Annotated in this window: 16 protein-coding genes; 7 read left to right on the top strand and 9 right to left on the bottom strand. The window is 63.6% G+C overall.

All coding sequences use genetic code 11. The annotated features are described in order from the left end of the window. The first annotated feature begins 30 nt into the window (after nucleotides 1–30). The 3 genes from dprA (at nucleotide 31) to PCA20602_RS07815 (ending at nucleotide 4,749) form a co-directional block, all read left to right on the top strand. Complete coding sequence (dprA, locus tag PCA20602_RS07825) at nucleotides 31–1,326, top strand: DNA-processing protein DprA (protein ID WP_150720742.1); 1,296 nt, start codon at nucleotides 31–33, stop codon at nucleotides 1,324–1,326. A 45-nt stretch (nucleotides 1,327–1,371) separates the two neighbouring features. Then, nucleotides 1,372–1,761: a thioredoxin family protein gene (locus PCA20602_RS07820; protein WP_150720741.1), complete on the top strand. Its 390-nt coding sequence runs from the start codon at nucleotides 1,372–1,374 to the stop codon at nucleotides 1,759–1,761. Between the two features lie 282 nt (nucleotides 1,762–2,043). Beyond that, entirely contained in the window at nucleotides 2,044–4,749 is a 2,706-nt protein-coding gene (locus tag PCA20602_RS07815) for a DNA topoisomerase III (RefSeq protein WP_150720740.1), read from the top strand. A gap of 127 nt (nucleotides 4,750–4,876) precedes the next feature. Here PCA20602_RS07815 and PCA20602_RS07810 read toward each other — a convergent pair whose 3' ends face one another. After that, nucleotides 4,877–5,851: a LysR family transcriptional regulator gene (locus tag PCA20602_RS07810; protein WP_069340564.1), complete on the bottom strand. Its 975-nt coding sequence runs from the start codon at nucleotides 5,849–5,851 to the stop codon at nucleotides 4,877–4,879. Nucleotides 5,852–6,295: 444 nt separating this feature from the next. Between PCA20602_RS07810 and hemN the strand changes: the two genes are divergently transcribed. After that, on the top strand, nucleotides 6,296–7,822 hold the full coding sequence (gene hemN, locus PCA20602_RS07805; RefSeq protein WP_150720739.1) for an oxygen-independent coproporphyrinogen III oxidase: 1,527 nt from the start codon (nucleotides 6,296–6,298) through the stop codon (nucleotides 7,820–7,822). A gap of 226 nt (nucleotides 7,823–8,048) precedes the next feature. Here hemN and PCA20602_RS07800 read toward each other — a convergent pair whose 3' ends face one another. Both PCA20602_RS07800 and PCA20602_RS07795 read right to left on the bottom strand, forming a co-directional pair. Further along, the gene (locus PCA20602_RS07800; protein ID WP_150720738.1) at nucleotides 8,049–8,246 is read right to left on the bottom strand and encodes a YbdD/YjiX family protein; all 198 of its coding nucleotides are present in this window, start codon (nucleotides 8,244–8,246) and stop codon (nucleotides 8,049–8,051) included. A gap of 27 nt (nucleotides 8,247–8,273) precedes the next feature. Continuing rightward, complete coding sequence (locus PCA20602_RS07795) at nucleotides 8,274–10,340, bottom strand: carbon starvation CstA family protein (protein ID WP_150720737.1); 2,067 nt, start codon at nucleotides 10,338–10,340, stop codon at nucleotides 8,274–8,276. Between the two features lie 342 nt (nucleotides 10,341–10,682). Between PCA20602_RS07795 and PCA20602_RS07790 the strand changes: the two genes are divergently transcribed. Together PCA20602_RS07790 and PCA20602_RS07785 are read left to right on the top strand one after the other, a co-directional pair. Further along, complete coding sequence (locus tag PCA20602_RS07790; RefSeq protein WP_150720736.1) at nucleotides 10,683–12,068, top strand: cache domain-containing protein; 1,386 nt, start codon at nucleotides 10,683–10,685, stop codon at nucleotides 12,066–12,068. Continuing rightward, entirely contained in the window at nucleotides 12,065–12,697 is a 633-nt protein-coding gene (locus tag PCA20602_RS07785; protein WP_150720735.1) for a response regulator, read from the top strand. Before PCA20602_RS07790 ends, PCA20602_RS07785 begins: the two co-directional genes overlap by 4 nt. 17 nt (nucleotides 12,698–12,714) lie before the next feature. Here PCA20602_RS07785 and PCA20602_RS07780 read toward each other — a convergent pair whose 3' ends face one another. The 3 genes from PCA20602_RS07780 to PCA20602_RS07770 all read right to left on the bottom strand — a co-directional run bounded on the left by PCA20602_RS07780 (nucleotide 12,715) and on the right by PCA20602_RS07770 (nucleotide 15,499). Further along, nucleotides 12,715–13,134, bottom strand: a complete 420-nt coding sequence (locus tag PCA20602_RS07780; protein ID WP_150720734.1) for a type II toxin-antitoxin system VapC family toxin — start codon at nucleotides 13,132–13,134, stop codon at nucleotides 12,715–12,717. Between the two features lie 23 nt (nucleotides 13,135–13,157). Continuing rightward, nucleotides 13,158–13,364: a DNA-binding protein gene (locus tag PCA20602_RS07775; RefSeq protein WP_150720733.1), complete on the bottom strand. Its 207-nt coding sequence runs from the start codon at nucleotides 13,362–13,364 to the stop codon at nucleotides 13,158–13,160. A gap of 248 nt (nucleotides 13,365–13,612) precedes the next feature. Beyond that, a complete protein-coding gene (locus tag PCA20602_RS07770) occupies nucleotides 13,613–15,499 on the bottom strand; it encodes a phosphoenolpyruvate carboxykinase (GTP) (protein WP_246182080.1) in 1,887 nt (628 codons plus the stop codon). A 625-nt stretch (nucleotides 15,500–16,124) separates the two neighbouring features. On the opposite strand from PCA20602_RS07770, the gene PCA20602_RS07765 reads away from it, so the two are divergent. Then, on the top strand, nucleotides 16,125–17,135 hold the full coding sequence (locus tag PCA20602_RS07765; protein WP_069340557.1) for a D-2-hydroxyacid dehydrogenase family protein: 1,011 nt from the start codon (nucleotides 16,125–16,127) through the stop codon (nucleotides 17,133–17,135). A gap of 160 nt (nucleotides 17,136–17,295) precedes the next feature. On the opposite strand, the gene PCA20602_RS07760 is transcribed toward PCA20602_RS07765, so the two are convergent. From PCA20602_RS07760 to PCA20602_RS07750, 3 genes are all read right to left on the bottom strand, one after another. Continuing rightward, the gene (locus PCA20602_RS07760) at nucleotides 17,296–18,144 is read right to left on the bottom strand and encodes a patatin-like phospholipase family protein (protein ID WP_150720732.1); all 849 of its coding nucleotides are present in this window, start codon (nucleotides 18,142–18,144) and stop codon (nucleotides 17,296–17,298) included. 56 nt (nucleotides 18,145–18,200) lie between these two features. Beyond that, on the bottom strand, nucleotides 18,201–18,602 hold the full coding sequence (locus PCA20602_RS07755) for a PaaI family thioesterase (RefSeq protein WP_069340555.1): 402 nt from the start codon (nucleotides 18,600–18,602) through the stop codon (nucleotides 18,201–18,203). A gap of 197 nt (nucleotides 18,603–18,799) precedes the next feature. Next, nucleotides 18,800–19,387: a hypothetical protein gene (locus PCA20602_RS07750; protein WP_150720731.1), complete on the bottom strand. Its 588-nt coding sequence runs from the start codon at nucleotides 19,385–19,387 to the stop codon at nucleotides 18,800–18,802. Nucleotides 19,388–19,431 lie beyond the last annotated feature (44 nt).

Genomic DNA, 19,431 nt, shown 5'->3' with positions numbered 1-19,431 from the left:
ATGAAAAATTTTAGCATAGCGCTCCCGCCGATGCTGGCGGTCGAAACGGCCCCGGCCGTCGGCAATGCCCGCCCCGTCGACGTTACCGGCCTTCCCTGCGTCGGAATCGACGCCAGCGTCACGCCCTTCGATTCGACGTCCGCACGGGAACACGCGGCGGCTGATTCAGGGGCTGATCCCCGCATCCACTCGCAGATCGGCGCCGATCGCGAGGAAATCAAGGACTGGCTGCGGCTGTGTCATACGCCCGGCGTGCCGCCCGCTGCGGTGCGCCGTTTGCTGACGGCATTCGGCCCGCCCGCCGCGATCTTCGGCGCCTCACGCGCCGCATTGACGGATGTCGTTCCGGTGGACGTCGCGGCACGCCTGCTGGCGCGAACATCGCCAGAACTTCACGCGCAGATCGCCCTTACGCTCGAATGGGCCGATCGCCCGGGATGTGCCGTCGTCACGTTGTCCGAGGCGGCGTATCCCCGTGCGCTGCTGACACTTGGCGACCCACCGCCGATGTTGTACTGCCGGGGCGACGCCGGACTCGCGAATCGTGCGGGTCCCGCCGGAGCGCGCGCGACAGCGCTGGTCGGCAGCCGCCGCGCCACCCCGCAGGGCCGCGACAACGCCCGGCATTTCGCCCGCGTGCTGGGCGACGCCGGCGTGACGGTCGTCTCGGGGCTCGCTGCCGGGATCGACGCAGCAGCGCACGAAGGCGCGCTCGACACGGCAGGCGGCACATGTGCGGTCATCGGCACCGGCGCGGACGTCGTCTATCCGGCGCGTCACCGCGCACTGACCGAGCAGATCGCAGCGCGCGGGCTGGTGCTCTCTGCGTTCCCTGTCGGCACCCCGCCCCGGCCCGAGCACTTCCCGCGCCGCAACCGGCTCATCGCCGCGCTCGCGCGATGCACGGTGGTCATCGAGGCCACGACGCAGTCGGGATCGCTCATCACGGCGCGTCTGGCGGGCGAACTGGGACGCGACGTGCTCGCCGTCCCGGGCTCCATCCACGCGCCGCAGAGCCGGGGCTGCCATGTGCTTATCCGGGACGGCGCGACGCTGGCCACCTCCCCCGACGATGTCCTGGAAGCCATGGGCATTGCGTCGCAGGGCGTGCCGCCTGTCCACCCCATCACGTCCCCCGAGCCGACGGCGCCGGCCACGACAGCAGTTCTGGAAGCGCTGGGGTATGATCCCGTCAGCGCCGACACCCTGTGTGAGCGCACCGGACTGAGCGTCGCGGCCGTGCTGTCGCAGCTCGGCGTGCTTGAGCTGGACGGCCGCATCGGCCGTCTGCCCGGTGGCCGCTTCGTCCGGCGAGAGGCTGCATGAGCGCCCTGCCCGCCCCCCCAATCCCGGAACCGATACCCCGACACCATGCCCGTTTTCGATCCCGTCGCCGACCGTCCCGCGCTTGCCGCTGCGCTGGCCAATGGCAACCCGCGTCTGGTGGCGTGCCTGTGCGCGGCGTGGTGCGGCACGTGCCGTGAATACGCGCAGACGTTCGAGCAACTGGCGGCGAAGCATCCCGACTGGTGTTTCGTCTGGGTGGATATCGAAACGCACGCCGACTGGCTGGACGACCACGACATCGAGAACTTTCCGACGCTGCTGATTCAGGACGCCCCCCAGTCCGCCGGACAGGCCCGCTTCTTCGGCCCCGTGCTGCCGGCCATCGGCATTCTGGAGCGAATGCTCGACGCCGGCGTACTGGGCGACGCTACGGTGGTCGCACCGGCGCTGCGCGAGCACCTGCTTGCTGATTGACGGCGGTGTGACGGATGGCGGCAGCCGTCCTGGCGACCGGTTCCGGTGCCCGATAGCACCTGCCGGAACGAGGCAGCGCCCCATTCGGAAACGCTGCGACGCCGTGCCACAGCGCCACGGCGGCCGGGCCGGCCCCACCCTTGCCGCCGGCCTGCGACGCGCTTATGATGTGCCGCTTTCAGGCACGCCTTGTGCCCGATCCGACGGCAACGCCGGATTGGCTATATGTTATAAAGCCAACGAATGTCGCCTGGCGACACCCCCTCAACATTACTTAACGTCATGTCAAAAGCTCTGATCATTGCCGAGAAACCGTCTGTCGCGAATGACATCGCGCGGGCGCTGGGCGGCTTTACCAAGCATGACGAGTACTTCGAGAACGACGACTACGTCGTCTCGTCGGCGGTTGGCCACCTCGTCGAAATCGGCGCGCCGGAAGACTATGAAGTCAAACGCGGCAAGTGGAGCTTCGCCAACCTTCCCGTGATTCCCCCGCACTTCGACCTCAAGCCGATCGCCAAGAGCGAGTCGCGTCTGAAGGTGCTCACCCGTCTCATCAAGCGCAAGGACGTGGATGTCCTGATCAACGCCTGTGACGCGGGGCGTGAAGGGGAACTGATTTTCCGTCTGATCGCGCAACACGCGAAGGCGAAGCAGCCGGTCAAGCGTCTGTGGCTCCAGTCGATGACGCCGCAATCGATCCGCGATGGCTTCACGCGCCTGCGCACGGACGGCGACATGCTGCCGCTGGCCGACGCTGCGCGCAGCCGTGCCGAAGCCGACTGGCTGGTCGGTATCAACGGCACGCGCGCCATGACCGCCTTCAACAGCAAGGGCGGCGGCTTCTTCCTGACGACCGTGGGCCGCGTGCAAACGCCCACGCTGTCGATCGTGGTCGAGCGCGAAGAGAAGATTCGCAAGTTCGTGTCGCGCGACTATTGGGAAGTGAAGGCCGAGTTCGTCGCCGCCGCCGGGTTCTATGAAGGCCGCTGGTTCGACCCGAATTTCAAGCGCAACGAATTCGACCCCGAGCAGCGCGATTCGCGTCTGTGGAGTCTGGCTGCGGCCGAATCGGTCGTCGCCGCCGTACGCGGCAAGCATGGCACCGTCACCGAAGAATCGAAGCCGTCGAGCCAGCTCTCGCCGCTGCTGTTCGACCTGACGAGCCTGCAACGCGAGGCCAACAGCCGCTTCGGTTTCTCGGCCAAGAACACGCTCGGTCTGGCGCAGGCGCTGTATGAAAAGCACAAGGTGCTGACGTACCCGCGTACCGATGCCCGTGCGCTGCCGGAAGACTATCTGGAGACCGTCAAAGAGACGATGGCGGTGCTCAAGGAGAGCAACAACTATCATCAGTTCGCCAACCAGGTCCTGAACAAGGACTGGGTCAAGCCGAACAAGCGGATCTTCGACAACAGCAAGATCAGCGATCACTTTGCCATCATCCCGACGCTCCAGGCGCCGAAGAACCTCTCCGAGCCGGAGCAGAAGCTGTACGACCTCGTGGTCAAACGCTTCCTGGCGGTGTTCTTCCCGGCGGCCGAGTATCAGGTGACGACCCGCATCACGGAAGTGGTCGGTCATCACTTCAAGACCGAAGGCAAGGTGCTCGTGCAGGCCGGCTGGCTCGCCATCTACGGCAAGGAAGGCGCCGACGACGGCAAGGCCGCCAAGGAAGAGCAACCGAACCTCGTGCCGGTCGCCAAGGACGAGAAGGTCGGCGTCGACAAGGTCGCGGCGGTCGGTTTGCAAACCAAACCACCTGCACGCTACAGCGAAGCCACGCTGCTCTCCGCCATGGAAGGCGCGGGCAAGCTCGTCGAAGACGGCGAACTGCGCGAAGCGATGGCCGGCAAGGGTCTCGGCACGCCAGCCACGCGTGCGGCGATCATCGAAGGTCTGCTCACGGAAAAGTATCTCGTGCGCGAAGGCCGTGAGTTGCATCCGACGGCCAAGGCGTTCCAGTTGATGACGCTGCTGCGCGGCCTCGGCGTGGACGAACTCACGCTGCCCGAACTGACGGGCGAATGGGAAGCCAAGCTCTCGCAGATCGAGCGCGGCGGCCTCAAGCGTGACGAGTTCATGCATGAGATCGCCCAAATGACGCAGACCATCGTCAAGCGTGCGAAGGAATACGACTCCGACACCATCCCCGGCGACTACGCGACGCTCAGCACGCCGTGCCCGCATTGCGGCGGCGTGGTCAAGGAGAACTACCGGCGCTTCGCCTGCACGAACTGCAACTTCTCGATCTCGAAGATCCCGGGCGGACGTCAGTTCGAAATTCCGGAAGTCGAAGAACTGCTGCGCAACAAGACCATCGGTCCGCTGTCGGGTTTCCGCAGCAAGATGGGACGTCCGTTCTCGGCCATCATCAAGCTCTCGCCCGACGACGAAATGGGCTACAAGCTCGAATTCGACTTCGGCCAGGACAACGGCGACGAAGACGGCGAAGCGCCGGACTTCACGGGTCAGGAGCCGGTCGGCCATTGCCCGAAGTGCAACGGACGTGTGTTCGAGCACGGCATGCGCTACGTGTGCGAGAACGCCGTGGCCAACCCGAAGACTTGCGATTTCACGTCGGGCAAGGTGATTCTCCAGCAGGAAATCTCGCGCGAGCAGATTCACAAGCTGCTCACCGAGGGCAAGACGGACCTGCTGACGAACTTCAAGTCGTCGCGCACCGGTCGCACGTTCAAGGCATATCTGGCCAAGCAGAAGGACGGCAAGATCGGCTTCGAATTCGAGGCGAAGGCGCCGAAGAAGACGGCTGCGAAGGCAGGTGCGGACGAAGGCCAGCAGGACGGAGAAGCGGCAGAGAAGGCCACGCCGGCTCGCAAGACTGCTGCCAAGACCGCTGCGACCAAGGCACCGGCCAAGAAGGCCGCTGCCAAGAAGACGACCGCGAAGGCTAAACCTGCGACCAAGTCGGCCACTGCCGGCAAGGGCGACGATGCGGCCTTCGACGAGGACGACGCACCGTTCTAAATCTCACCCCGCCATCGCTGGCGTCACCGCGATGGCGCCCCGGATCACCGGGGCAATGAAAAACGGCCACTTCCTCACGGGAGTGGCCGTTTTGCCATCTGGCGCGATCAATACCTCACGCAACACCTCACACCGGCATTTCGCTCGTGGGTGCAGCCGGCGCGCCGGACGACAGCTTCGGCGGCACCCAGCGCTCGGCGGCCGAAATGCCTTCGTTCTGGCGGAAATACTCGACCGTGAGGTCGATGAAGCCGCGCGTCTTCGCCGACAGATACTTGCGGCTCGGATAGACGAGCGAGACGTCGATGGGCGTTTGGGAGTAGTTACGCATGAGGGCGACGAGATCGCCGTCGCGCACGTCGTTCCCCACGAGATACGACGGCAGGAACGCAATCCCGTGCCCCAGCAACACCGACTGACGCAGCAGCGCCGTGTTGTTGCAGATGAGCTTGTTCTGCACGCGTACCCGGACTTCACCATCCGGTCCGGCGAACACACGATCGTCGCTCCAGAATTCGCTCGGCAGGCCCAGCACGCCGTGCTCGCCCAATTCCTGCGGCGTGACCGGCTCGCCATGTTCGGCGATGTACGCGGGCGAGGCGCACAGCATCACGCGCGTTTCCGCCAGTACCCGCGAGATCAGGCTTTCGCTGTTGATCATGCGCGTGAGCAGGATCCCGCAATCGTAGCCCTCCTCGACCAAATCGACGGCGCGGTCGGTCAGCGTGAGGTCCACCACGACTTTTGGGTGCAATTCCTGATATTTCTTGACCAGCGGCGCGAGGTTGCGCACGCCGAACGAGACAGGGGCAACGACCTTCAGCGTCCCCTTCGGATCACGTGAGGCGCTGGAGATGAGGGCATCGGCTTCGTCGACTTCGTCGATGATCTGCCGGCAGCGTTCGAGGTACACCTGACCGGCGCCGGTCAACGACAGGCTGCGGGTGGTGCGGTTGAGCAGGCGAACGCCGAGATGCGATTCGAGTTCCGCGACGTGCCGCGTGACCACAGCGGCAGACAGATCCATCTGGGCGGCCGTACGGGCAAAACTCCCGTTATCGGCCACTTTGACGAAAACGCGCATCGATTGCAGACGGTCCATGTTGTTTCCAGTCGTGATTTGCCGCGCCGTTCCGGCAACAACGAGTAGGGGCGGACCGGCGACATACCGGTGCTGCGCATACTCGCGAGCGCCGGTCGGACCGCCGCCCCGGACGGTCCGGAGCGAGCCTCGCGCATGCCGCCAAAGCGATCGGCACGGCGGGGACTTCGATGAAGCGGTAGGCTAAGTGTAATTAGGGCGTAGCTTACCGTAGGCGACGAAAAATTGCCTGCCGCGGCAATGATTTCGACGCATGACAGTCATGCCGCACGCGCACGACAACGCGCAAACGCCCTTCCGATGCATCGTTTTACGCACCGTTGCGTCGAATTGCACCTTGGTCGCGCGCAAGCCAAGCCGCCAGCCGGGAATTTGACGCAGGTCACGGCGCGCCGTTCGGTGCACAGATAGAGTCGAATATCACCGACTGTTACAGGCCTCGTCATGCATTCCATCCCCATTTTGTCGACGCCTTGCGCCAACGCGCCCGACGATCCGCAGGCCGGAAAACCGTGTCCCGGCTGTACCTCCCACGGGTCCGGCAAGGCGAAACACGCCCACGGCACGTCGACCTGTCAGTCGCGCGGCGCCTCGCCCGCGCCGATTCAGTTCGATGCCCGTCTGCTCGGCCGTTACGATGTCAACGGCCCCCGCTACACGTCCTACCCCACCGCGCTCCAGTTCCGCGACGACTTCGGCGCCAGCGATTACGCCCGCGCCGCCGCCCAGTCCAAACGCACCGGCAAACCGATTTCGCTCTATCTCCACGTGCCGTTCTGCGACACGGTGTGCTTTTACTGCGCGTGCACAAAAATCGTTACGAACAATCGCGCCCATGCCGATGCCTACGTGGCGCGTCTGCATACGGAGATCGCCAGACAGGCATCGCTGCTCGGCGCCGGCCGCACGCTGGCCCAGATGCATTGGGGCGGCGGCACACCCACTTTCCTCTCGCTGGAACAGATCGCATCGCTCATCGACGCCATCGACCGTCAATTCGTGATGGTTCATGACGACAGCGCCGAGTACTCGATCGAGATCGATCCGCGTAGCGCGGGGCCCGCGTCGATCCGTGCGCTGCGTGCGCTCGGGTTCAACCGGTTGTCCATCGGCGTGCAGGACTTCGATCCACGCGTTCAGGAAGCCATTCACCGCGTGCAGCCTCGTGCACTGGTCGAAGCCACACTGGAGGCCGCACGTGAGTGCGGCTTCAAATCCGTCAACTTCGATCTGATTTACGGATTACCGCATCAGACGACGGCATCGTTCTCGAACACGCTGGACGCGGTAATCGAGATGGCGCCGGAGCGGCTGTCGGTGTTCAGTTACGCCCACCTGCCGCAGCAATTCAAGATGCAGCGCTGCCTGCCCGATTCGTTGCCCGACGGGCCGCAAAAACTCGCGCTGCTGCAAACGATCATCGCCCGGCTGACCGATGCCGGTTACGTCTACATCGGCATGGATCACTTCGCGCGCCCCGATGACGAACTTGCGCTCGCCCAGGCAGCCGGTACGTTGCATCGCAACTTTCAGGGGTACAGCACGCGGGCCGATTGCGATCTCGTCGGCGTCGGCATGTCGGCCATCGGCCGCATCGGCGACAGCTACGCGCAGAACGCGAAGACCTTGAAGGCATATTACGAAGCGATCGACGCGGGCGCGCTTGCCATCGCACGCGGCGTGCAGCTCGACGAAGACGATCACGTCCGCCGCGACGTCATCTCGCGCCTCATGTGTCACATGTCGCTCGACTTCGGCGCCGTCGGGCAAGCGCATGGCATCGATTTCGTGTCGTACTTCGCAGACGAACTCGGCGAGTTGGTGGATCTGGCAGACGATGGTCTTGTCGCCGTCGACGCGCAAGGGCTGCGCGTGCTGCCGGCCGGTCGCCTGCTGGTACGCGTGGTGGCCCAAGTGTTCGACCGCTACCGTCGCAGTGCCGCCAACGCGCGATGCGCGAAAGTGATGTGATGCCAGCGGATGGCTCTTGATGCGACAGGCACCGCATTGAAATGACGTCGCAAAAAGCAAAACGCCCGATGGGATCTCCATCAGGCGTTTTTTTATCGGCGACGTGATCGAAGGGTGATCGATCATGCCGCCGAATCGGGGACATCGGACAAATCAGACGACTCGTCCGATCCAGACGATCCGGACAAACCGCGCGAACCTGGCACCACCGGGTCCACCCTCGTGATCAACAGCAGCGCCCACCGTTCTTGCCACCGTAGCGCGCTTCCTGCCGTTCACGAAAGAATGCTTCATAGCTCATGACCGGCTGATCCGGATGCGTGGCCTCCATGTGCGCCACGTACGTCTCGTAGTCAGGCAGACCGACCATCAACCGCATGGCCTGCCCCAGATATCGTCCGACCTTGCCGACTTCATCGAGCATGACCTCTCCTGTACAAGAACGTCGACGTCAGACCTGACGGCCTGCCGGCATCGGCTCGAACGGCGTTTCCCTGGCCGTCGGATTGTTGGCACGACGTGCGACCAGAATCGTGCGCAAACCGAACACCGCCACGGCCACCACGACAAACATGAACACACCGGCGAGCGTAGCGTCGACGTAGTCGTTGAACACGATCTGCTGCATCTGCGCCACCGACTTGGCCGGTGCGAGCAGCTTGCCGTCGGCCAGCGCCGTCTGGTACTTCGCTGCGTGGGCGAGGAAGCCGACCTTCGGGTCCGGGTCGAACATCTTTTGCCAGCCGGCCGTGAGCGTACAGGCGAGCAGCCAGAGCGTCGGCAGGACCGTGACCCAGGCGAAGCGTTCGCGCTTGAGCTTGAACAGGACGCACGTCGCCAGAATCAGCGCGATGGCGGCCAGCATCTGGTTGGAGATACCGAACAGCGGCCACAACGTATTGATGCCGCCCAGCGGGTCGACCACGCCCTGATACAGGAAGTAGCCCCACGCCGCCACGCACAGCGCGGTAGCGATCAGGTTGGCAGGCAGCGACTCCGTGCGCTTGAGCGACGGCACGAACGTACCGAGCAGGTCTTGCAGCATGAAGCGGCCGGCACGCGTGCCTGCGTCGACTGCCGTCAGGATGAACAGCGCTTCGAACAGGATCGCAAAGTGATACCAGAAGGCCATCATCGCTTCACCGCCCACCACCTGATGGAGGATGTGCGCCATGCCGACGGCCAGCGTCGGTGCCCCACCGGCACGCGAAATGATCGTGTTCTCGCCAACGGCCTGCGCGGTTGCGGTCAGCACGTCCGGCGTGATCGAGAATCCCCAGCCCGAGACGACTTGCGCCACCGCCTCCGGCGTCGTGCCGATCACAGCCGCCGGACTGTTCATCGCGAAGTAGACACCCGGATCGATCACCGATGCCGCCACCAGCGCCATGATCGCCACGAACGATTCCATCAACATGCCGCCGTAACCGATGAAGCGCGCGTTGACTTCGTTGTCGAGCAGCTTGGGCGTGGTGCCCGACGAGATCAGCGCATGGAAGCCGGACACGGCGCCGCACGCGATCGTGATGAAGAGGAACGGGAACAGTTTGCCCGACCAGACCGGACCGCTACCGTCGACGAACTGCGTGAGCGCAGGCATCTTCAGTTCAGGGGCGACGACCAGAATGCCGATCGCGAGCGCCAGAATCGTGCCGATCTTCAGGAACGTCGACAGATAGTCGCGCGGGGCGAGCAGCAGCCACACCGGCAGCACCGATGCCACGAAGCCGTAGCCGATCAGCATCCACGTGAGTTGCTTGCCGTCGAACGTGAACAGCGGCGCGAGCGCGGCGCTGTCGTGCACGCTCTGACCGAAGTAGATCGCGGCCATGAGCATCACGAAGCCGATGATCGACACTTCGCCGATGCGACCCGGACGAATGAAGCGCGTATAGACGCCCATGAACAGCGCGATGGGGATCGTCAGCCCGACGGTGAACGTGCCCCACGGCGAACCGGTCAGCGCCTTGACCACAATCAGCGCCAGCACGGCGAGAATGATGATCATGATGAGGAACGCGCCGAACAGCGCGATCACGCCGGGGATCATGCCGAGCTCGGCCTTCACGAGGTCGCCCAGCGAGCGGCCGTCGCGACGTGTGGAGATGAACAGCACCATGAAGTCCTGCACGGCGCCGGCAAACACCACGCCCGCGAGAATCCACAGCATGCCGGGCAGATACCCCATCTGTGCGGCCAGCACCGGCCCCACGAGCGGCCCTGCGCCGGCAATCGCGGCGAAGTGGTGACCGAACAGCACATAGCGGTTGGTCGGCACGTAGTCCAGACCGTCGTTATGACGCCATGCCGGCGTCATGCGCGTGCCGTCGAGTTGTGCCACACGGGTGGCGATGAACTTGCTGTAAAAGCGATACGCGATCAGATACACGCAGATGGCTGCGATCACGATCCAGAGTGCGCTGACGGTTTCGCCGCGCGATAGAGCCACCGTGCCGAGCGCGCACGCGCCGACGACGGCCACCGCTGCCCAGGGCAGTTGTTGCCAGATGCGATTCATTGTCTCTCCTCGGAACTGCCCGCATTGGTGTGCTGGGCAGCAATCCCGGGACCGCGCCGTTTTGGCACGATTCCGCCTCTTGGTGTGACGCCGTGTGGGCGTCGTGGACCCGTTGTGAGTCCATGCCGAAACGAGGCGCGCTACATCGGCTCGCTGTGCATCTCCCTCTTCGGGGTGTGACGGCAGCCAGCCCCGGCCACGATTCGGCGTGTAGTATTGGCGTTTGCCCGTCGTGCCACAAGCGCGAAACTACGCAGGAACGCTACGTGCTATTACGTAACCTCATGTCGCGTCAGTCCGCTGAAACCTGCGTAATGCGGCATTGCAAGCTCAATGAATGCCATGAATCTCCGACAGAAATTTTTCGTCCTGTCGCTCCTACCCGTCGCGCTGGCCATGGTCGCCATCGCGCTGGCCGTGCGACACCAGGGTAACGAGCTCTCACGCGCGCAGCACGACGCCGTGCAGACCACATCGCTGGCCAACAAGCGGGCCGAGCTGCTGCATTACGTCGGCCTTGCGCGCAACGCCATCGAGCCGCTCTACGACGGCCCCGACACGCCCGCTGCGCGCGAAGCTGCGCTCGCCACGCTCGCGCGTATGGAGTTCGGCAAGGACGGCTACTTCTTCGTCTACGACCTCGAAGGCCGCAGCCTCATGCATCCGCGTCAGCCGGAACTGGTCGGCCACAATCTCTGGTCACTCAAGGACGCGTCGGGTGCCCCCACGATTCAGCGTCTGATCGCCGCCGCGCGCGCCGGGGGCGGCTACGTGCAATACGCCTGGGAAAAGCCTTCCCGTCAGCAAATGACGCCCAAGCTCGGCTACGTCATCGCCCTGCCGCGCTGGAACTGGATGATCGGCACAGGGATTTACCTTGACGACGTGGAGGCCACGCTGCGCGAATCGGACGATCGCGCCCAAGCGAACATCGACCGCACGCTGATCTGGATCACGCTCATCGCATCGTCGTGTCTCGCCATCGTCGGCCTGTGCGGACTGGTCGTGAACATCACCGAACTCAAGACGGCCGACGCGAAGCTGCGTCAGCTTGCGCGCCAGGTGGTCGAATCGCAGGAGCTCGAACGCGCACGCATCTCGCGAGAACTGCACGACGGCATCAGCCAGTTGCTCGTCTCCGTCAAACTGCTGCTCGAATCCGCGTCGATGCGATTGCCCGGCTCTCCCGCTGCGGCGAGCACCACCCTCGGTGTCGCCATCGAACGGCTGAACGGCACGCTCGGCGAGGTCCGTCGCATTTCGCAAGCGCTGCGTCCGGCAATGCTCGACGACCTGGGTCTCGCCGCCGCCATCGATCAACTCGCGCGTGAGTTCGGCTCACACGCAGGACTGCCCGTCGACATGAACGTCGAGGGCGAAGCGCTTGCGCTCGACGACAACATCAAGACGATGCTCTATCGCATCGCGCAGGAAGCGTTGACCAATATCGAGCGCCATGCGCACGCTTCACGAGTCTCGATTCTGCTCATCTTCAAGCCCGACGGCATTCATTTATCGATCGCCGACGACGGACGCGGCTTCGACGTCACCGACGTACATCACGACCCGCGTCACGGCATCGGTTTGCGCAATATGCGCGAACGTCTCGACGCCGTGGGCGGTGCACTCGGCATCCAGTCGTGGCCCGGCCTCACTACCATCAGTGCGTGGGTTCCGCTCACGCCCGCCGCGATGAAAGCGGCGCTTCGCGCAACCTCCCGCAAATGACGCAAACCCATCCCATCCGCCTCCTGCTGATCGACGACCATCCGCTCGTGCGCGACGGGCTGCGCGCCCGATTCGACGCCTCGCCCAACTTGCAGGTCGTCGGCGAAGCGGGCAACGCGCAGGAAGCTCTCACGCGCGCCAAGACGTCATCCCCCGATCTCGCGCTGATGGACATCAGCATGCGCGGCACGAACGGCATCGAGTTGACGGCGCAGTTTCGTGATCAGTTTCCGCACATTGCGGTGCTGATTCTGTCGATGCACGACAACGCGGAATATGTGCGCCAGGCCGTACGCGCTGGGGCACGTGGCTACGTGCTCAAGGACGCCCCCGCTCACGAAATCGTGACGGCCATCGAGCGTGTCGCACGTGGCGAGGCGTACTACAGCGCAGCGATTGCCGCACGCGTCGTACAAGCATCGACGTCACACGCCCCCATCGATTCGCTCACCCCGCGCGAGCGGGAGATCCTCACGCGCATCGCGCACGGTCTCGCGAACAAGCAAATCGCACTGGAGATGGATTTGTCCGTGCGCACGGTCGAAACCCATCGACTCAACATCAAACGCAAGCTCGGTATCGAAGGGCAAGCGGAATTGATCAAGTTCGCCGTAGAGAACCGGCTGTAAACCTCTCGCGCGTGGATCTACTGCGCGAAAGGGTTGTACACCTCGACACCAGTGCCGGAAAAATCTTTCACGTTGCGGGTGACGACGATGAGTTGATAAACCAACGCGGTGGCAGCGATCAGTTTGTCGACAGGGTGTTCCTGATGGGGCACTCGCATACGTCCCCATACATCGGCGACGATCTGATCGATATCGAGAATTCGGCCATCAAAATTATGCTTTACCGATTCAATCCAGTTCTCCATCAGCGCGGCCTGATGAACGTCGTTTCGGTATCGCAACTTGCATGCCCCGCGTCTCAACTCACCCAGCGTCAGTACAGAGAGATATCGCTGCGACCCACTATCGCTGACCTGTCGCATGAACCGTTGAACACCAACGTCAGCGCCGCCGGACTTGCGATATTCACTCACGATATTGGTGTCGAGCAAATACATCCCAACCTCAGCCTCACTTAATGTCAGTTGATCCGATCGAAATCGCTATCGAGCCCCACGTTCGGTATCGCCATCAGCGCGTCTTCGAATGAGCGGTATCCCGGCTTGCGGGCCACGTTAGCCAGAATCGTCAGCACTTCCTCCTCGGGTGTTCGGTCATACTTCGCCGCCCGCGACCGGATCGAGCGCATCAACTGCTCATCGATCCCTTCGATCAACATCATGTGCATAGGGCACCTCCATCTGCGCATAAACGAAAAACGTCGTCCGAAACACACATTCGAACGACGAAAGAAATGCTAGCACCGGAGGACTATCGAAAACCGGTCGACGCCGCTGCCGACGCGCCTTTCGGAAGGTTCACAAGGCAATAAAAAATCCCGCCGATGTTGCCCCCGGCGGGATTGTGTTGCGAGTCGTCAATGGCGTGCGAGTGGCGCGCCATCAACGCAACGTCTCACGACTCACGACTCACGACTCACGACTTCAGTCGACGCTCGATGTCAGCCTTCGTATCGAGCAACGCTTGCGGCAGATGATGCTTGAGCGTGTCGAACAGCTCGGCGTGAAGCTTCAGCTCCTCGTGCCACGCCGCATCGTCCATCGACGTCACGTCGTCGAACTGTGCCGAGGTAAACGACAACCCGTTCCAGTTCAGATCTTCGTAACGCGGCGTGATGCCGAACGCGTTCTCGACACCCTGCGCCGCGCCGTCGATACGGCCCAGCATCCACGCGAGCACGCGCATGTTCTCGCCGAAGCCCGGCCAGACGAACTTGCCGTCCGCGCCCTTGCGGAACCAGTTCACGCAGTAGATCTTCGGCAGCGTCGCGCCCGTCTTGTCGAGATGGGCGCCGGTGTCGAGCCAGTGCTGGAAGTAGTCGGCCATGTTGTAGCCGCAGAACGGCAACATCGCGAACGGATCGCGGCGCACCACGCCCTGCTGACCGGCAGCAGCGGCCGTCGTCTCCGAGCCCATCGTCGCCGCCATGTACACGCCTTCGGTCCAGTCGCGCGCTTCGGTCACCAGCGGCACCGTCGTCGAGCGGCGACCGCCGAAGATGAAGGCGTCGATCGCCACGCCGGCCGGGTTTTCCCAGTCGGCGTCGATCGACGGACACTGCGATGCCGGCGCCGTGAAGCGCGAGTTCGGATGCGCCGCCTTGCGACCCGTCTCCTTCGCGCTCTCCGGCGTCCAGTCCTTGCCCTGCCAGTCGATCAGGTGCGCCGGCGGCGTGTCCGTCAGGCCTTCCCACCAGACGTCGCCGTCGTCCGTCAGCGCGACGTTCGTGAAGATGACGTTCTCGCCAAGCGTCGCCAGGGCGTTCGGATTCGTCTTCTGGCTCGTGCCCGGGGCCACGCCGAAGAAGCCGGCCTCCGGATTGATCGCGTACAGACGCCCGTCCTTGCCCGGCTTGATCCACGCGATGTCATCGCCGATGGTCTCGACCTTCCAGCCTTCGAAGCCCTTCGGCGGGATCAGCATCGCGAAGTTGGTCTTGCCGCACGCCGACGGGAACGCCGCCGCCACGTGATACTTCTTGCCCTCGGGCGAGGTCACGCCAAGGATCAGCATGTGCTCGGCGAGCCAGCCTTCGTCACGGCCCATCTTCGATGCGATACGCAGCGCGAAGCACTTCTTGCCCAGCAGCGCGTTACCGCCGTATCCCGACCCGTAACTCCAGATCTCACGCGTCTCGGGGAAGTGGACGATGTACTTCGTGTTGTTGCACGGCCAGGCCACATCCTTCTCACCCGCGGCGAGCGGTTTGCCGACGGTATGCACGCACGGCACGAACTCGCCGTCGTCGCCCAGCACGTCGTACACGGCGCGGCCCATGCGCGTCATGATGCGCATGTTCACCGCGACGTAAGGCGTGTCGGACAGCTCCACGCCGATGTGCGCGATCGGCGAGCCGAGCGGGCCCATCGAGAACGGCACGACGTACATCGTGCGGCCCCGCATGCAGCCCTGGAACAGACCGTCGAGCGTGGTACGCATCTCGCGCGGATCGATCCAGTGATTGGTCGGGCCGGCGTCTTCACGCTTCTCGCTACAGATAAACGTACGGTCTTCCACGCGCGCCACGTCCGACGGGTCGGACAACGCGAGGAACGAATTGGGGCGCTTGGCGGGATTGAGCCGCTTCATGGTGCCGGCGGTCACCATCTGCTCACACAGACGGTCGTATTCCTCCTGGGAACCATCGCACCAGACCACGCGCTCCGGCTGTGTGATGGCCGCGATATGCGAAACCCAGTCGATCAGCTTGCGATGACGCACCCAGGCGGGCAGGTCACGCGTAGCAACATTGGACGAGGAGGAGGCGTTGAGCGCATTAGCGCTCACACTGGCTTGCGTCATGGGGGTTGTCTCCATGCAAAGTCGGGAAATCGAAGTGGACGTTCAGGCGCCGGTGGGTGCGAACACCGGCCGTCCTTTTTTGAGAGCACCATGCGGGCACCGCGCGTTGCCGGGCAGCCGATCCGGTTGGGGATACCGGACGGGCGTCACTGCCCCGGCACACATCGTCGGCATATCGCGCTTGCGCGCACGCCGGCTCGGGCCGCCAGAGATACGGAACGTGGTGCAAGCCATACACGTCCGGAACATCGGAAGACGCGCACGGCGACACGCACGAAACATATGAGGAGGCAGGGGGCAACGCGCGCAACGATACGTGCGCATCAGGCGTCTCGCTCACCGGTTCCGACTTGCTTTTGCGGGGTGGGTTCGATTTTTCGCCATTGTGTTTAGGCGGTTTCGCCATGGTTGCCAGGACACCTGCCATACTATGCAAAACGAGGCGTCAGCATACCACCGCATAAATTGCGCCGGTGCTGCGTCGCAACAAGGCTGGCGCAGCGCTCGTCCCGGCTGGAGCCGCCCACGTCAAGAACAAGCAGGCCTGTCCAGCGGGACAGGCTCCGACAATTGTTCCGTCTGCGCAGAACGCCGTCGTTCTGCGCCGAATCGATTACGTTTTGCCATGAAAATTGCCATTCTCGACGACTATCAGGATGCCGTTCGCAAGCTCGATTGCTTCTCTCTATTGGCCGGTCATGACGTCAAGGTCTTCAACAACACGGTGAAGGGCGTCGGGCAACTCGCCGCCCGGGTCGGCGAAGCCGAAGTGCTCGTTTTGATCCGTGAACGCACCGCCATCACGGCACAACTCATCGACAAGCTGCCCCGCCTGCGTGTCATTAGCCAGACGGGGCGTGCGGGCAATCACATCGACATCGACGCCTGCACCGCACGCGGCGTGGCCGTGCTCGAAGGTGTCGGCTCCCCCATCGCACCGGCAGAACTCACCTGGGCGCTCATCATGGCCGCCCAGCGTCGCATTCCGCAGTACGTCTCCAGCCTCAAGCACGGCGCCTGGCAGCAGTCGGGGCTGAAGTCGTCGAGCATGCCGCCGAACTTCGGTCTCGGACAGGTGTTGCGCGGTCAGACGCTCGGCCTCTGGGGCTACGGCAAGATCGGCCGGCTCGTCGCCGGTTATGGCAAGGCGTTCGGCATGGAAGTGATGGTGTGGGGTCGTGAAGGCTCGCGCGAGGCCGCTGCCGCCGACGGCCTGCGCGTGGCGAACAGCAAGGAAGAACTCTTCACGCAAAGCGACGTGCTCTCGCTTCACCTGCGTCTGAACGACGAGACACGTCATCTCGTCAAACTCGAAGACCTGTTGCAGATGAAACCGACCGCGCTGTTCGTGAACACGAGCCGAGCGGAACTGGTGGAGGAAAACGCGCTGATTACCGCGCTGAACCGGGCGCGTCCGGGAATGGCGGCCATCGACGTCTTCGAAAGCGAACCCATTCTGCAAGGCAACCCGCTGCTGCGTCTGGAGAACTGTGTCTGCACGCCGCACATCGGGTATGTGGAGCGCGAAAGCTACGAACTGTACTTCCGCGTGGCGTTCGAGAACATCGTCAACTTCCTGAACGGCGACCGCTCGCACGTCGCGAACCCCGCCGCACTGCTCGGCTTCGGGCGCTGAATCTGGCGCACTGAATTTGGCACACCAAGTCAGGCTCACTGAGTTTGGCTCACTGAGTTTGGCTCACTGAGTCTGGCCAGCCCGTTCCAGCCACCGCGTCCGGGCGCTCTGCGTGCAATGCCCGGCACGCGACCGACGGTGAAGCGGTGACGCGACGAAGTTATCGCATCGTCTCCAGATGCCGCAGAAACGTCTCGCCATCTTTACGCCCCAACGCGAACGCCGGCCCCATCATCTCGGGCCGCGTGTAATCCCAACTGGAAATCGGCACGGGCTCGGACGGCTGCACATACAGCCGGTCCTGCCCACCGTGGTGCTGCGTGAATATCTGCGGACGCGGATAGCGTCGCGTGACCAGCACCAAGACTTGCCCCGGCGTCGCATCCAGGGCATCGACAGGCACGTTGTCGACCATGCCGCCGTCGAGCACCGCGCGTCCCTCGCGTCGCAAGATCGGCGTGAACGGCGGGGTGCAGGACGATTGCAGCATCAGATCGGCAAGCTCCGTCGTCGTCCGGCAGTCCTGCGCCCGCACGAATTCGGGACGAAACCCGAGACTGCGTGCGAGCGTCGGATGCAGCGTGCGACGCCAATGTTTGTCGATGTTGTAAGCGACCAGTCCGGCCGCCGTCGCCGTGCGAGGTCCGAGCCAGCGCGGGATGTGCGACACGCCCACCCGAATCTCGGGACCCGCAGCAAGTTTGTCCAGTTGACCGTCGTAGATGTCGAGCAGCGCCTGCCGGTAGATGCGGTAATGCGGAAACACCCGCTCGCGCCGCAGCAGATTGCCCCAGTAAGCGTTCTTCCGATTGTTCGCGAGCGCTTGCCGGTAGTAATCCATCACCCAGTCCGAGGCCCGCATGTGCAGCATGCAGGCCGTGGCCGCACCGGCTGAAATGCCCGTGATGACGCGGGGACGCAGTGGCACGTCGCGCGCCACCCGCTCCCAGAATCCTGCCTGCCACCAGCAGCGATTCCCGCCGCCGGCAAATACGATCTGATCGAACACCTGGTCCCCCGATACTGGCTTGCCGCGTCACCCGGCGAAGGATGTCTAATGCGTGCTCAGAGCAACGCGTAGGTCGTGGTCGCGTGCACGGCCATCTTGCCCTGCGCATCGAAAATCTCGATCTCGCCGAACACCAGATTCTTGCCGCGACGCAGAATTCGCGCGATCACGCGCAGATCGCCGTCCGTCACGGGTCGCATGAACTGCGTGTTGAGCGTCACGGTCGTCATCGGCTGGAAGCCGCCGAGCGCGGCGGACAGCGCCACCACCATCGCGGTATCGGCCACGGCCATGAACGTCTGCCCGCAGATCACGCCGCCGCCGTGCTTGAATGCCGCGTCGAACGGCAGCCGCAACTCACTTTCCTCCGGCCCGACCGCCTCGATCTGCAGATTCAACTGCCGCACCCATGGCGAGACGAGTTCTTCGAGCATCTTCTGTGCTTGCACCAGCTCCATCCTGATCCATCCTCCATCGTCCTGACGTTATCGTTGCCCGTTGCAGCGAACGCCGAGCACCGGCACATGTCTGGCGGACATGTCAGCGGTACTTCGAACGCGCCGCGTCGTGACGCCGATGATAGCCGCAAAACAACAGCGCCACCCGCTCGGCGGGTGGCGCTGGGGACTACGAAGGGAGGGGCAATACCGAACGCTTAGCCGTTGGTCTTGTCCTGATGAATGCGCTGGCTCTGCTTGTTCTCACGATGCTGAACCCCGGCCTGCTCGCCCGCGCCCACGTGTCCGTTCTTCGCCGCGTTGGCCTCGGCGGCGTCGACATGGGCCTGCCCCTTCTCGAGACTGCCGACCTGCCTGTTGTTCAACGTGCCGGCGGCCTGACCTTGCGCGATACGCTTTTCCTGATTCACGTTGCGCTGTACATCGGACTGCAAACGCTCGGACGACTTCGACGTCGGGTTCGCCACGCGATCGTTGTGCTTGAGCTGTTCGATCTTCGCGCTTTCCTTGTTCTGCGCGTTGGCGATGCGAGCCTTCTGCTCTGCGGTGTCGCCGGTCTTGTCGGCGTGCGCCTGCATCTTGTCGATCTTGGCTTCGCCCTTCTCCAGGCTCGACGCTTCCTTGGTCGTCAACTGGCCGCTCTTCAAGCCGTTCTCGATGCGCTGCTGCTGATTGATGTCGCGCGACGTTTCGGTCGTGGTGCTCTGTGCGAACGCCTGCGAAGCGAACACACCACCGAAGGCCAGGGTCACAGCGCTCAGGATCAGGGTTTTACGGACGTTCATGATGGAATCCTTATGTCTTTTGGCGATTAAGCGGTGTCGGAGAT

It is taken from the genome of Pandoraea capi (assembly GCF_902459735.1).
Lineage (GTDB): Bacteria > Pseudomonadota > Gammaproteobacteria > Burkholderiales > Burkholderiaceae > Pandoraea > Pandoraea capi.
The sequence above is the reverse complement of the archived record's forward strand: the minus strand, read 5'-3'. Positions and strand labels throughout refer to the sequence as shown.

What these genes read in the sequence shown, in the direction of transcription:
- dprA (WP_150720742.1), top strand. Translation starts at nt 31, where the DNA reads ATGCTGGCGGTCGAAACGGCCCCGGCCGTCGGCAATGCCCGCCCCGTC.
- PCA20602_RS07820 (WP_150720741.1), top strand. Translation starts at nt 1,372, where the DNA reads ATGCCCGTTTTCGATCCCGTCGCCGACCGTCCCGCGCTTGCCGCTGCG.
- PCA20602_RS07815 (WP_150720740.1), top strand. Translation starts at nt 2,044, where the DNA reads ATGTCAAAAGCTCTGATCATTGCCGAGAAACCGTCTGTCGCGAATGAC.
- PCA20602_RS07810 (WP_069340564.1), bottom strand. Translation starts at nt 5,851, where the DNA reads ATGGACCGTCTGCAATCGATGCGCGTTTTCGTCAAAGTGGCCGATAAC.
- hemN (WP_150720739.1), top strand. Translation starts at nt 6,296, where the DNA reads ATGCATTCCATCCCCATTTTGTCGACGCCTTGCGCCAACGCGCCCGAC.
- PCA20602_RS07800 (WP_150720738.1), bottom strand. Translation starts at nt 8,246, where the DNA reads ATGCTCGATGAAGTCGGCAAGGTCGGACGATATCTGGGGCAGGCCATG.
- PCA20602_RS07795 (WP_150720737.1), bottom strand. Translation starts at nt 10,340, where the DNA reads ATGAATCGCATCTGGCAACAACTGCCCTGGGCAGCGGTGGCCGTCGTC.
- PCA20602_RS07790 (WP_150720736.1), top strand. Translation starts at nt 10,683, where the DNA reads ATGAATCTCCGACAGAAATTTTTCGTCCTGTCGCTCCTACCCGTCGCG.
- PCA20602_RS07785 (WP_150720735.1), top strand. Translation starts at nt 12,065, where the DNA reads ATGACGCAAACCCATCCCATCCGCCTCCTGCTGATCGACGACCATCCG.
- PCA20602_RS07780 (WP_150720734.1), bottom strand. Translation starts at nt 13,134, where the DNA reads ATGTATTTGCTCGACACCAATATCGTGAGTGAATATCGCAAGTCCGGC.
- PCA20602_RS07775 (WP_150720733.1), bottom strand. Translation starts at nt 13,364, where the DNA reads ATGCACATGATGTTGATCGAAGGGATCGATGAGCAGTTGATGCGCTCG.
- PCA20602_RS07770 (WP_246182080.1), bottom strand. Translation starts at nt 15,499, where the DNA reads ATGACGCAAGCCAGTGTGAGCGCTAATGCGCTCAACGCCTCCTCCTCG.
- PCA20602_RS07765 (WP_069340557.1), top strand. Translation starts at nt 16,125, where the DNA reads ATGAAAATTGCCATTCTCGACGACTATCAGGATGCCGTTCGCAAGCTC.
- PCA20602_RS07755 (WP_069340555.1), bottom strand. Translation starts at nt 18,602, where the DNA reads ATGGAGCTGGTGCAAGCACAGAAGATGCTCGAAGAACTCGTCTCGCCA.
- PCA20602_RS07750 (WP_150720731.1), bottom strand. Translation starts at nt 19,387, where the DNA reads ATGAACGTCCGTAAAACCCTGATCCTGAGCGCTGTGACCCTGGCCTTC.